We start from the raw sequence: 13053 nt of genomic DNA, 5'->3' as shown, positions 1-13053 counted from the left end.
AGTGTTTTGAATAAAAGGAAAAGAATTCCGTGCTCATCTGAGCACAAACACACCGCATAGGAATTCTTAAAAAATGTAAATCTCGCTGTATTCGAAATGTTTATGCTTAATATTGACCTTAAATCACTACTTGACACCAATGGGAAAAATCGTAGCTATCGCCAATCAAAAAGGAGGAGTGGGCAAAACGACCACCGCAATGAACCTTGCTGCCAGTCTGGCGGTGCTGGAATTTAAAACGCTGGTCATTGACGCCGATCCTCAGGCCAACACCACTTCCGGATTGGGACAAGATCCTAAGAAAATCGAAAACAGCATCTACGAATGCATGGTAGATGGTGTGGACATTTCCTCGATTGTCATCAAGACCGAAATCGAACACCTAGAATTGGTCCCTTCCCATATTGACTTGGTGGGTGCAGAAGTAGAAATGATCAATATCGAAAACAGGGAAGAAAAAATGCGTGAAGTAGTCGAGCCATTAAAGGACCAGTACGATTTCATCATCATTGACTGTTCTCCTTCACTTGGTCTGATCACAATCAATGCCCTTACAGCTGCCAATTCCGTTATCATTCCAGTACAATGCGAATATTTTGCCTTGGAAGGATTGGGCAAGCTACTAAATACTATAAAAATTATCCAGACCAGGCTAAACACCGATTTGGAAATTGAAGGAATATTGCTGACCATGTATGATGTACGTCTTCGACTATCAAACCAAGTGGTGGAAGAAGTGCAAATGCACTTTAAAAACATGGTATTTGAAACAATCATTCCTAGAAACGTTAAGTTGGGGGAATCACCTAGTTTTGGGCTTCCTGCAATTGCTTTTGATGCTGAAGGTAAGGGTGCCCTTTCCTACCTAAACCTTGCCAACGAAATAGCAGAGCGTAATGGATTGGTGAAAATGAACTAATATTTTAAAACGATTATGGCTGATCATAAAAAACCCACAGCAAATAAGAAAAAGGCACTGGGAAGAGGTTTGGGGGCTTTGTTGCAGGATTCTCCAAATAAAGAGACCAAGGATGAACACCAAGAGCAGATGAGCCCAGAGGCGGGAATTCATGAGATACCACTGGATGAAATCCAAGTAAACCCCTATCAGCCAAGAACACACTTTGACAAGGAAGCGTTACAGGAGCTTGCAGACTCCATTACAGTGCAAGGCATTATTCAGCCCATTACGGTAAGGAAACTAGCCGAAAATGAGTATCAGCTCATCTCAGGAGAAAGACGCTTCCAAGCTTCAAAACTAGCTGGGCTGACCAAGGTTCCTGCTTATGTCAGGACAGCAAATGACCAGCAAATGCTGGAAATGGCACTGATCGAGAACATCCAACGGGAGAACCTCAATGCCCTGGAAATTGCACATTCTTACCAACGCTTGCTTTCCGAATGTGAGCTCAAGCAAGAACAGCTTGGAGACCGCGTGGGAAAAAACAGGACCACTGTAAACAACTACCTTCGACTGCTGAAACTTCCACCAGATATCCAAGCCGGTATCAGGGATAAAAAAATCTCCATGGGCCATGCAAGGGCACTGATCAACGTGGAAGATGTGGACAAGCAGCTGGCCATTTACCGTAAGACCCTGGAGGAAGAACTTAGTGTCAGAAAGGTAGAAGCACTGGTAAAGGCACTCCACGAGGATGGTGAAGAAGAAAAAACCATTTCTAACAAGCCAGACCTGGATCCCGTAAAGAAATATGAACTCGGTAAACTCCAGCAAAAGCTTGCCTCGCACTTGGGCACCAAGGTCAGCCTTAAAATGGACCACAAAGACAAAGGGGAGATAAAAATCCCGTTTGGGTCTACCGATGACCTGAATCGCATTTTAGAAATTCTAGAGATTATTTAGCGTGCACTGTACTGCCCTCAGGCATATTACTGATCAAAACATCAAAGCAATAGTTTTTCATGTTAAAACTATTGCTGTTTTTGTTTTATTCCTCCTTTTCCAAAACACCGTTTTTGGACAGGAAGTGAGGGCTATTGCACATGATTCCACCGAGCAGGTTGAGATCAATATTAACAAGGGCAATATCAAAAACCCAAAAAAAGCAGCCCTTCTCTCCGCCATCCTTCCCGGTGCTGGGCAGGTTTATAATGAGAAGATGTGGAAAGTTCCAATTATCTATGGTGGAATCATTACTACTGCTTACTTTGTGGAGTTTAATAACAGAAGGTATCAGATTTTCAAAGAAGCATTGACCATTTACAGGGACGATGACGAGAGCACTGATAATATTTTCCCTAACCTGAACGAAGATGGGCTGATCAGGAATGTCGATTACTGGCGTCGCAACAGGGATGCTTGTTACTTGGTTTTTACGGCCATTTATGCCCTGAATATTGTGGATGCCCTTGTGGATGCCCATTTATCGGGATTTGACGTCTCCAATGACCTCACCTTTAAATTAGAACCATCCGTAGAACCTACCTATGCAAGTAGAAACGCTATTGGATTATCATTTAAAATACAATTTAAATAACCGAAATGAACATATTGATTTTAGGCTATGGCAAAATGGGCAAGATCATTTCGCAAATTGCCGAAGAAAGAGGCCATACGATTGCTGCGAAAATTGACGAAAGCAATGTCCAGGAGCTAGAAGCCCTTGACGCCAGCAAAGTGGATGCAGCTATCGAATTCAGTCAGCCAGATGCGGCGGTAAAGAACCTTTCATGGGCGATCAAGCATAATATCCCTGTGGTCTGCGGCACCACAGGATGGCTTGACAAAAAACCAGAAATCGAACGACTTACCCTCTCCAACGGCGGGGCGTTTTTTTATGCTTCAAATTACAGCATCGGGGTAAACATCCTTTTCAAAGTGAACAGTTTCCTTGCCAAAATCATGAATGAGCAGCCAGACTACAGCGTCAGGATGGAAGAGATTCACCACACTGAGAAAAAGGATGCTCCTAGTGGTACGGCCATCACTTTGGCCGAATCGATCATCGACAGAGTGGACAGGGTAAAGCGTTGGGATCTGGACAAAGATGTGTCCGATAACGAACGTAGCCTTGCCATCACCGCCAAAAGAATCGACCCTGCTCCAGGGACGCATATTGTCACCTACCGATCAGAAATCGACGATATTGAGATCAAGCACACGGCCCACAGTAGAAAGGGTTTCGCGCTTGGCGCAGTTTTGGTAGCTGAGTGGATCAAAGATAAAAAAGGTGTGTTATCCATGGATGACTACCTTACCTTTTAATAAACCATTGCTAAAAACATGAGTTCAGAAAAAAAGAAAAAAGGACCAGTCCGGGAGTGGCTGGACGCGTTGGTTTTCGCAGTCATTGCTGCCAGCTTGATTCGATGGTTATTTTTAGAACCGTTTACCATCCCTACTGCTTCCATGGAAAAGTCCCTGCTTGTAGGTGACTTTCTCTTCGTGAGCAAAATGCATTACGGCACCAGAACACCGCAAACACTGCTACAGGTACCACTTACCCATCAAAAGATTTGGGGAACTGATATTCCTTCTTACTCTGATGCGGTCCAGCTGCCTTATTACAGGCTACCTGGTTTTAGCAGTGTGGAAAGAAACGACGTAGTGGTTTTTAACTACCCGGATGAATTCGAATATCCCGTGGATCTAAAAACCAACTATATCAAACGGTCAGTAGGCACCCCTGGTGATGTCATCGAAATCCAGGACGCGCAGCTCATCGTTAATGGTTCTCCTGCAGAAAACCCTGAAGAAATGCAGTTCTCCTATGATGTGGTCCCTAACAGGATGCTGAACGCTGAGTTTTTTGAAAAATTTGACATCAATCAGGACTCATTCCACCCCTATAACGGCTTATATGTGGTATTTACCACACCTGCCATCGCCAAAAAACTGGCAGAATCACCAGTCATCAAGGAAATAAAAATCAGGGTTTATGAAGAAGGAAACGGTGATCCTGAAATCCACCCTGATGGCGCTTATTACGGCTGGAACAGGGATAACTTTGGACCACTTACCGTTCCCGCAGAAGGTTGGACGATCGACTTGACTGAAGACAATGTTCGTCGATATGCCTTTACCATCCGCCACTATGAAGGTATCGAAAATCTTCAAATAGAAGCTAACCAGCTCTTCATTGACGGTAAAAAGCAAGACACTTACACCTTCAAACAAAACTACTATTTTATGATGGGTGATAACAGGCACGACTCCCTTGACTCCAGGTTTTGGGGATTTGTCCCTGAAGACCATATCGTGGGCAAGGCCTGGTTCCTATGGCTGTCCCTCGATAAACACAAAAGCATGTTCAGTAAGATCCGCTGGGATAGGTTCTTTAAGGGCATTCATTAGACATTCAGGTAAACTAGAGCGATTTAAAAAAGGCGGGAAGCAATGATAGCTTCACCGCCTTTTTTGATATGTAGTATATAGCATCTGGTAACCAATAACCACCTCCAAAACCTCACCTCTCTTTCACCACTTGATCTCCTCCTGCCCTCTCTGCCTCAAGTAATCATTGGCTTTGCTAAAATGCCCGCAACCTAGAAACCCTCTATGTGCAGAAAGGGGGCTTGGATGGGGAGCGTGTAGCTTGAGATGATTTTCGTCAGAAATAAAAGCGGCCTTTTTACGTGCATACGCACCCCAAAGCAAAAACACCAATCCTTCCCTTTCTTCATCCAGCTTTTGGATCACCGCATCGGTAAATTCCTCCCATCCTTTCTTTTGATGTGATCCTGCCTTATGGGCTTCCACGGTAAGGGTGGCATTGAGCAACAGCACTCCTTGCGCTGCCCACCGCTCCAAATTCCCATGGGAAGGAATATCGATATTCAGGTCCTGCTTTAATTCCTTGAAAATATTCAGCAAAGAAGGTGGAAACGGCACCCCTTCGCGGACAGAAAAGGAAAGGCCATGGGCCTGTCCAGGGCCGTGATAAGGATCTTGCCCCAGTATGACCACCTTCACTTTGTCAAAAGGGCATTTGTCAAATGCATTGAAGATTTCACCCCCTCCAGGATACACCTGTTTTTGCCGGTATTCATTTTTCACAAATGCCGCCAAAGATTCAAAATAGGGCTTTTCAAGCTCTTCAGATAATTTCTCTTTCCAGGAAGAAGCTATTTTAACGTTCATTTAGACTATTTCTCTTGAGAATTCACAATAAACCCTTAATTTCGAACAAAAATCCCTTTAGAAAAAATATAATGGTAACTGCTATTACAGAAGGCATCAAAGTAAGTGTAGAGGCGACTTACCAATCGGAGTACTCCAGTCCGCATCAGCATCACTATGTCTTCACTTATAAAGTCACCATCGAAAATAATAGCCCCAGCACCATTCAGCTCTTGCGAAGACGGTGGGAGGTTTCTGATGCAGGCCAAAAGTCACGGATCATCGAAGGGGACGGCGTCGTGGGCCAACAACCCATCTTAGAACCAGGCTATGCCCACCAGTATGTTTCGGGATGTAACCTAAACTCTGGCAAAGGCAAAATGAAAGGCAATTATTATATGGAGCGTATCCAAGATGGTAAAACCATCATCGTAACCATCCCTGAATTTCAACTCATCGCAGACATCTTCCACAACTAGTGTTTGATCAAATCTATCCTTTTTTTGCTTACATCCGCTATTTTCTATCGAAAGTAGACCGCCACTCGCTGCAAGCGCCTTTTGCCTATCAAGTTTACGAAGGACTCAAGGAATTTGCTAAAACCCAAAGATCACCCACACTGGAATCCAAGCGAAAAAAACTTCTCTCCACTCTTACCAAAATAACCATTCAGGACCATGGTACTGGATCGCTGTATATAAAAAATCCCGTCAGAAAAATTTCGTCCATCACCAGACACAGCTCCAGCAAGCCAAAATTCTCATTGCTTTATCAGTACTTTTGTTCACTTACTCAAGCTCGGGTGGTGGTAGAATTAGGCACATGCGTGGGCCTTACCACATCTTACCTAGCTCAATCCACCAAAGGAGAGGTCAATACCTTTGAAGGTGCTGAGGAATTGGCGCAAGTCGCCAAGACCACTTTTTCAGGATACACCAACATCCACTTGATAGCAGGCAGGATACAGGAAACCTTGCCTGTCTTTCTCCAAGGAATCTCCTCAGTGGATTTTGTATTGATCGATGCCCATCATAATTACCCGGCGACCATACAATTCTGGGAAACATTACTTCCTTTTCTGAAAAAAGACAGCATCGTGGCTGTGGGTGACATTCATCGCTCCAAGGAAATGGAAAAAGCCTGGAAGGAGCTCAAAACACACTCGGCCGTTACCATGAGCATGGACTTCTATGAATGTGGCATTCTGTTTTTTACTCCCGGAATAATAAAACAACACCACATCTTGCACTACTGATGACCTGACGGTCTTTTGGCCATCAAAAAAAGCTCCTTACCTCTTCGTGGACCAATGGAATTGTAGCATGGCTCCAATTTCAGAATTTCAAGTGCATTCGAAAACACATTAACATATTCTTCTTTGGTACCTCCAAAAGGAGGCTCATTCCGTCCAAACTGCACATCAAAAAGTAGCCCTACCAGCATTCCATCAGGCTTTAAGAGCTGCGCCATTTTTTTGACGTAATCATTTCGTAGATTTGGACATAAAGCACAAAAGAACGTTTGCTCCAAAATAAGGTCATATTGACCCCGGTGATCAAAAAAGTTTTCATGGTGCAAATGGGCCGTTGGAAACTGCGGATATCGATGTTGGAATCTATTGAGCGGTTCGTCGGCGATATCCAAGACATGGACATGCTGAAAGCCTTTTTGGAAAGCATACGCTGCTTCATGCGCATTTCCTGCACCCGGAATCAAAATCTCTACTCCATAATCGTGAAATTGGTCTAAATATTGCTTTAGGGGAATGGTTACTTCACCGGCATCCCAGCCAATTTGATTTTGCTGGTACCTGCTAAGCCAATAGTTTTCGTCAAGTGAAGGATACATAATTGAATTTTGTTTGCACTAACCGACTAATACACAATACATATGAGCACTAATATACCTGAAGAAAAATCATCAAGAAATGGAAAGGGGAAAAACATCCTGATCATTGTTTTACTTCTCTTGGTTATTTTCAGTGGCATAAAACTGTACTTTGACAGTGTAGATAAATCACAAAAGACGGAAGAAATCCTCATTTTATCGGAAGAAAATAATGATCTCAACCTCCGTATTGACAGCATGGCCTATCAATTGGACCTGCGAATCAACGAAATCAAAAAGCTGGGCGGCAATGTAGACTCACTAGTCGTGCTTAAGGAGCAATTACTAGCTGAGCGAAATACTGATCGCAACAGAAGTGCTGCTGAAATCAATGAACTGAACAAAAAAATAGATGGTTTTTCTGGCGTGCTTGTGGAAAAGGACACCGAAATCGAAAAACTAAAACAGGTAAACCAACAGCTTTTTACAGAAAACCAAGATCTAAAAACCTCAAAGGCTGAAATTGAAGATTCCATCGTACAGCTAAACCTAAAACAGGACAAGTTGGAAGAAAAGGTAAATATTGCCCAGAAGCTTCATGCGGAGAACATTTCGGTAGCAGCAGTCAATTCAAGAGGCAAAGAGCGAGAAGGTTCTTTTCGTAATCGGCATTTAGAAAAGCTAAAAATATCATTCGATTTGACCGAAAACAATGTCGCGGAGCCAGGATCCAGGGATATTTTCGTACAAGTCGTCGCCCCAAACAACCAAGTGATTTTCGACATTGCTAAAGGCTCTGGCACATTCAGCATTGATGGCCGTGAGGAATTCTACACGGCAAAGCAGGCCATCTTATATGACAATTCGAAAAAGAGCCTCATCTACCTTTATCAAAAAGAAACAGACTATCCAGAAGGAATCTACGAAGTAAAAATATACAGTGAAGGTTTCAATATTGGCAACGAGTCCTTTGAAATAAAATAACCGAGCATTGCGTTTGACATATTTTAATTTTGAACGTCACCTGCAGGCATTATTGTCAGCAGGTGATTTTTTTTGAGGGACAACTCCTTACTTTAACTCGAAATTAACGCCGTTTAGTTAACGTATGTCCCCGATAGTCATGCAGGCAGGCTACCCTGATCCCGACAGATGGGGAAAGGATCTTTTCAATCATTAGCTTTGTCACTGTCTGCTTTTATCTAAACGGCATTGAACCAGAAATATGCATTAACCCATCAATTTAGCGCATTGGACTTTGATAAATTAAAATAAACCTTTAATTTTGCGATCTGTTTAATAATTACTAAAAACAATAATTAAAATGTTCCAAAGAAATTACGAAACGGTATTCATTTTAACTCCCGTTTTGTCTGATGTTCAGATGAAGGATACCGTTGACAAGTTCGTGAACTTGTTAAAAGAAGAGGGAGCAGAAATTATTAATGTTGAAAATTGGGGTCTTAAGAAGATGGCCTATCCAATCGAGAAGAAAAGCACTGGTTTCTACGTAATGGTAGAATTCAAAAGCTTGCCTACTTTGATCAAGAAGTTTGAAATCGAGATCAGAAGGGACGAAAAAGTAATGCGTTTCTTGACTACTGTATTGGATAAGCATGCTATTGCCTATGCCGAGAGAAGAAGAAAAGGTGAATTCAACAAAAAAACTGAAACTAAAGAGGAGGCTGCAAAATGACACTTAAGAACGAACCAATCAACAGAGAACAAAATAAGAAGAAGTACTGCCGATTCAAGAAAATGGGCATCAAGTACATTGATTACAAAGACCCTAACTTCTTATTGAAGTTTGTAAATGAGCAAGGTAAAATCCTTCCTAGAAGACTTACAGGAAACTCTGCGAAATACCAGAGAAAAGTGGCCAACGCCATTAAAAAAGCCAGACATTTGGCCTTGTTACCTTATGTAACTGACGGATTGAAATAATCCGGCCCTGTTCTATTCAATACTTAATAAATTTAGACAACTACAATGGACGTTATCTTAAAAACAGACATAAAAGGACTTGGCTATAAGAATGATCTAGTTACTGTAAAACCAGGATACGGAAGAAATTACCTTATCCCTCAAGGTTTTGCGGTATTGGCCACAGTTTCTAACAAGAGAATCCTTGAAGAAAACATCAAGCAGGCAGCTCACAAAGCAGAAAAAATCAAAACTGCAGCTGAAGAGCTAGCGGCCAAGATCGAAGGTATCAAACTGGAAATCAAAGCCAAAATCGGCGACTCAGGAAAAATCTTCGGTAAAGTAACTACCCTTCAAATCTCCGATTCCCTTGCAGAAAAAGGGGTGGAAGTAGATAGAAAGAAAATCGCTATCAGCACGCCTGTAACCGGTGCCGGTGAATATGTAGCTGAAGTAGATCTTCACAGAGAAGTAAAAACTGAGGTTAAATTCGAAGTAGTAGCTGAATAAGCCTGCATTTCGATTTAGAGATCAATATTTAGGGCTATCCTCCTTAGGCGGATAGCCCTGTTTTTTTTGATTATCCGGAATAGTACTGGAAATCAATCAAGCTCCTTGGGAAGAAAATTCACGGATTACACGGATTTTATATACCGATTATTGCCCGAAACAAAGCAATTCGCTGAGTATTCTTATTTTTGGTAGCAATGCGTAAAATCAGCTTTTTTTACCACTTCAAATAAATCAGGCCGAAGCGACCTTCTCCAAGTCTTCGATCAGCTTCTTGGAAACGGCCCTACTGTTCCTTTCCTTTTCAGCTCTCAGGGCTTCCAGTGCTACGGAACTCTTCTCAATCAGCCCAGCAGGATTCTGATCGTTTCGAAAACTCCCCAAACACCACTGTAGCTCTGCTATCAGTTGATCTTGGATTTTAAGCCTTTGCAATTTTTCAACGGTTGCTTCTACGGTTTTCTCTAAAGTAAGTGTTTTCATGGTCAATATGGTTTGTTTAAAAATCTCTTCCTTTTATTCACTAAAAATAGCCTTCTGAAAACAAACTATCAACGAACCTAATTTATTTTCACTAAATCAATAACAAAAATAACTTTTTATAAACATACACATAAAACTTCACTGATCAACGACCTATTGCTCGATCATTGGCACAATTTCGCTAATTTCGTTCTATGCAGTTACAAACCAATTTTGACATTCCATTTCATCCCTGCCCGATAGATCATTCATCTTCGGTGATGACTATTGGGTCATGCTTTTCCACAGTCATTGGACAAAAACTAAAGGAGCGGAAATTCAAGGTACTGGACAATCCTTTTGGCACACTATTTAATCCCTTGTCACTACTCCAGCTCATCGATATCGCTCTGGGAGAACCAAACTTTCCTGAGGCACTTTTTTTGGAACATGACGCCAGACACTTGCATTATTCTTGTCATTCATCCATCTCTGGAAACACTAAAGACGAACTAAAAAGCTTCTTGGAAGCACAATGTCGCGTTACGAAAGAAATGTTATCCACCGCATCTTTGCTCGTCATTACTTTTGGCACCGCTAATGTCTATGAGCACCGGTCGTCTGGCATGATCGTATCCAACTGTCATAAGCAGCCAGCTAAGGAATTCAAAAAAAAGACACTTAGCGTGGATGAAATAAAAAAGGCCTTTTCCAGAACTCACCATAGGTTAAAAGAAATGAACCCTGATCTAAACATTGTATTGACCGTCAGTCCGGTGCGGCATACCAAGGATGGCATTCCCGAAAATCAACTCAGCAAATCCATCTTAAGGGTAGCCTGTGACGAACTGGTCAATGTGCATGAAAACCTTTGTTATTTTCCCAGCTATGAAATCATGATGGACGAACTCAGGGATTATCGTTTTTATAAAGACGACCTCATCCATCCATCCACACAAGCGGAGGTATATATCTGGGAGAAATTCTCCCATAGCTACCTTTCCCCCGCAGCCCGGAAACAAGCCGAAAACATCATGGACATCAAAAAGGCCTTGGCACACAGGCCATTTAACCCATCCAGTGCAGCGCACCAAAAATTCCTTCAAAATCTTCTAAGAAAAATGGAACAAATGCCCGCTGAATTTGATTTCACCAAAGAGATCAAGCAGGTAAATGACCAGCTTTTATCTTTTTAACAAACCCACATTTCCATGTCCCAGAAAGCCAATCAGCTCATTTACAGCCAAAGCCCTTACTTGCTCCAGCATGCCTATAACCCTGTCCAGTGGTACCCTTGGGGACCAGAACCACTGGATAAGGCAAAGCAGGAAAACAAGCCCATCATCGTCTCCATAGGCTACTCTGCCTGCCACTGGTGCCATGTAATGGAGCATGAGAGCTTTGAGGATGAAGCGACTGCCGCGATCATGAACGAGCACTTTGTGTGCATCAAAATCGATCGAGAGGAGCGTCCTGATCTCGACAACATCTACATGGATGCAGTCCAATCTATGGGGCTGCAAGGAGGATGGCCGCTCAATGTCTTTCTAATGCCTAACCAAAAGCCATTTTATGGTGGTACCTACTTCCCCAATGCCAACTGGAAAGGACTGCTTCAAAATATCGCAGAGGCTTATGAAAAACATTTTGATGAATTAGCAAAAAGTGCTGAGGGATTTGGGAACAGTATCAAGCTAAAAGAAAGGGAAAAATACCGCCTCTCTGATGATAGCAGCAAGCTAACCTCCGAAGACCTCACCCATATGGCACAAAAAATAGCCAGTCAAATGGATTCTCAATGGGGCGGATTTAACCGCTCTCCAAAATTCCCCATGCCAGCCGTTTGGGATTTTGTACTGCGTTATGCCACCTTAAAAGGAGACGCTGCATTAAAAGACAATGTACTCTTTACTCTAAGCAAAATGGGCATGGGCGGCATCTACGATCACCTCAGAGGGGGTTTTTCCCGGTACTCAGTGGATGGTGAGTGGTTTGCTCCCCACTTCGAAAAAATGCTCTACGACAATGGCCAGTTGCTGTCACTTTACGCCAAAGCTTTTCAGCTCACCGGTGAAGCATTATATAAGGAAAAAATAAACGAGACCATTCAATGGCTCCAGACAGAAATGCATCAGGAAGAAGGAGGTTTTTACGCTGCCCTGGACGCCGATAGTGAAGGAGAAGAGGGCAAGTTTTACACTTGGACCTACGATGAGCTGGAAAGTATACTCGACGATGACGATGCTTGGTTTTATGATTGTTACAACATCACTGTAAAAGGGAACTGGGAAAAAGGTCTCAATATCCTGTTCCAGACCAGCCCTTATGCAGAAATCGCCCAAAAGTACGGCTTCTCTATGGATCAATTGTCAAAAAAGATACGACAGACCAAGGAAAGGCTGCTTAAAATTCGAAACCTTCGCACACCTCCTGGCCTGGATGACAAGGTCATTTCCGGTTGGAACGGCCTGACCCTAGCAGGATTGGCTCAAGCGTATTGGGCCACAACTAACCCGCTGGCAAAATCCCTGGCCATCAAAAACGGGGCTTTTATAGCGGAACACATGCTTCAAGGCAATCAACTCTACCGCTCCTACAAAGGCGGAAAAGCATACACACCGGCATTCCTGGAAGACTATGCCGCAGTCATACAGGGATTTATCCATCTTTATCCACTAACTGGCGATAGTCATTGGCTTCATAAAGCCAAGAGCCTAACGGAATTTGTACTGGAACATTTCTACGATGAGGAGGATGGCCTTTTCTATTTCAACAACCCGGATTCCGAGACACTCATTGCAAATAAAAAGGAGATCTTTGACAATGTGATCCCTTCATCGAACGCCCTGATGGCCAACAACCTCCATCAGCTGGGCAGGTATTATCACGAGGACCATTACCTCAAACTGGCGCAGCAATTACTGGGGCTGATGCGCACATTGTTACTTTCGGATCCGGCATTCCTTAGCCAATGGGCAAATCTCTATCTATCGGAATTTCTGGGCACCCCGGAAGTAGCCATCGTAGGTCGGGGTGCCAAGTCCCTCGCATTGGAAATACAACAAGCTACTCCTGCCCTAAAAGTAATCGCTGTATCAGAAACCAAAACAAAAGACGTACCCCTTTTAGCGGATAAAGTAGCAGATCAAAATGGAAATGCGTTAATTTACGTTTGTTTTGACAAAACCTGCCTTCGCCCTGTTGCGACGGTAGCAGAAGCAATTGACCAATTCCCAAAACTCAACTGATTA

The 13053-nt window shown here is 42.9% G+C and carries 16 protein-coding genes; 13 read left to right on the top strand and 3 right to left on the bottom strand.

The window, feature by feature from the left end:
• Window positions 1-139: 139 nt before the first annotated feature.
• From FKX85_RS11335 to lepB, 5 genes are all read left to right on the top strand, one after another.
• A complete protein-coding gene (locus tag FKX85_RS11335) occupies window positions 140-919 on the top strand; it encodes a ParA family protein (protein ID WP_141614840.1) in 780 nt (259 codons plus the stop codon).
• 15 nt (window positions 920-934) lie between these two features.
• The gene (locus FKX85_RS11330; RefSeq protein ID WP_141614839.1) at window positions 935-1864 is read left to right on the top strand and encodes a ParB/RepB/Spo0J family partition protein; all 930 of its coding nucleotides are present in this window, start codon (window positions 935-937) and stop codon (window positions 1862-1864) included.
• A gap of 124 nt (window positions 1865-1988) precedes the next feature.
• Window positions 1989-2498, top strand: a complete 510-nt coding sequence (locus FKX85_RS11325; protein ID WP_394345016.1) for a DUF5683 domain-containing protein — start codon at window positions 1989-1991, stop codon at window positions 2496-2498.
• 5 nt (window positions 2499-2503) lie between these two features.
• On the top strand, window positions 2504-3226 hold the full coding sequence (dapB, locus tag FKX85_RS11320) for a 4-hydroxy-tetrahydrodipicolinate reductase (RefSeq protein ID WP_141614838.1): 723 nt from the start codon (window positions 2504-2506) through the stop codon (window positions 3224-3226).
• Window positions 3227-3244: 18 nt separating this feature from the next.
• Complete coding sequence (lepB, locus tag FKX85_RS11315) at window positions 3245-4315, top strand: signal peptidase I (protein WP_141614837.1); 1071 nt, start codon at window positions 3245-3247, stop codon at window positions 4313-4315.
• 123 nt (window positions 4316-4438) lie between these two features.
• Here the strand turns inward: lepB and ung are convergent, their stop codons facing one another.
• Window positions 4439-5101 carry a uracil-DNA glycosylase gene (ung, locus tag FKX85_RS11310; protein WP_141614836.1) on the bottom strand — a complete coding sequence of 221 codons (663 nt, stop codon included), beginning with the start codon at window positions 5099-5101 and terminating at the stop codon, window positions 4439-4441.
• Between the two features lie 71 nt (window positions 5102-5172).
• Here ung and apaG point away from each other — a divergent pair, with 71 nt between their 5' ends.
• Both apaG and FKX85_RS11300 read left to right on the top strand, forming a co-directional pair.
• The gene (apaG, locus tag FKX85_RS11305; RefSeq protein ID WP_141614835.1) at window positions 5173-5559 is read left to right on the top strand and encodes a Co2+/Mg2+ efflux protein ApaG; all 387 of its coding nucleotides are present in this window, start codon (window positions 5173-5175) and stop codon (window positions 5557-5559) included.
• Complete coding sequence (locus FKX85_RS11300) at window positions 5559-6335, top strand: O-methyltransferase (protein ID WP_141614834.1); 777 nt, start codon at window positions 5559-5561, stop codon at window positions 6333-6335. The genes apaG and FKX85_RS11300 overlap by 1 nt, the downstream gene beginning before the upstream one ends.
• Here the strand turns inward: FKX85_RS11300 and FKX85_RS11295 are convergent.
• On the bottom strand, window positions 6329-6928 hold the full coding sequence (locus FKX85_RS11295) for a methyltransferase (protein WP_141614833.1): 600 nt from the start codon (window positions 6926-6928) through the stop codon (window positions 6329-6331). The two genes, FKX85_RS11300 and FKX85_RS11295, sit on opposite strands and share 7 nt — an antisense overlap.
• Before the next feature lie 42 nt (window positions 6929-6970).
• Between FKX85_RS11295 and FKX85_RS11290 the strand changes: the two genes are divergently transcribed.
• From FKX85_RS11290 to rplI, 4 genes are all read left to right on the top strand, one after another.
• The gene (locus tag FKX85_RS11290; protein WP_141614832.1) at window positions 6971-7891 is read left to right on the top strand and encodes a coiled-coil domain-containing protein; all 921 of its coding nucleotides are present in this window, start codon (window positions 6971-6973) and stop codon (window positions 7889-7891) included.
• A 340-nt stretch (window positions 7892-8231) separates the two neighbouring features.
• Window positions 8232-8603, top strand: coding sequence for a 30S ribosomal protein S6 (rpsF, locus tag FKX85_RS11285; protein WP_141614831.1), 372 nt, complete (start codon window positions 8232-8234; stop codon window positions 8601-8603).
• Window positions 8600-8851: a 30S ribosomal protein S18 gene (rpsR, locus tag FKX85_RS11280; RefSeq protein ID WP_015266191.1), complete on the top strand. Its 252-nt coding sequence runs from the start codon at window positions 8600-8602 to the stop codon at window positions 8849-8851. The genes rpsF and rpsR overlap by 4 nt, the downstream gene beginning before the upstream one ends.
• 45 nt (window positions 8852-8896) lie before the next feature.
• Window positions 8897-9340: a 50S ribosomal protein L9 gene (gene rplI, locus FKX85_RS11275; RefSeq protein WP_141614830.1), complete on the top strand. Its 444-nt coding sequence runs from the start codon at window positions 8897-8899 to the stop codon at window positions 9338-9340.
• A gap of 234 nt (window positions 9341-9574) precedes the next feature.
• Here rplI and FKX85_RS11270 read toward each other — a convergent pair whose 3' ends face one another.
• A complete protein-coding gene (locus FKX85_RS11270) occupies window positions 9575-9823 on the bottom strand; it encodes a hypothetical protein (protein ID WP_141614829.1) in 249 nt (82 codons plus the stop codon).
• Window positions 9824-10017: 194 nt separating this feature from the next.
• On the opposite strand from FKX85_RS11270, the gene FKX85_RS11265 reads away from it, so the two are divergent.
• Both FKX85_RS11265 and FKX85_RS11260 read left to right on the top strand, forming a co-directional pair.
• On the top strand, window positions 10018-10998 hold the full coding sequence (locus FKX85_RS11265; protein ID WP_141614828.1) for a GSCFA domain-containing protein: 981 nt from the start codon (window positions 10018-10020) through the stop codon (window positions 10996-10998).
• Window positions 10999-11013: 15 nt separating this feature from the next.
• Window positions 11014-13050, top strand: a complete 2037-nt coding sequence (locus FKX85_RS11260; protein ID WP_141614827.1) for a thioredoxin domain-containing protein — start codon at window positions 11014-11016, stop codon at window positions 13048-13050.
• Window positions 13051-13053 lie beyond the last annotated feature (3 nt).

Origin of the sequence: Echinicola soli, from assembly GCF_006575665.1 — a bacterium.
GTDB classification, from domain to species: domain Bacteria; phylum Bacteroidota; class Bacteroidia; order Cytophagales; family Cyclobacteriaceae; genus Echinicola; species Echinicola soli.
Note: the sequence above shows the minus strand (reverse complement) of the source record. Positions and strands in the feature narration are given on the sequence as shown.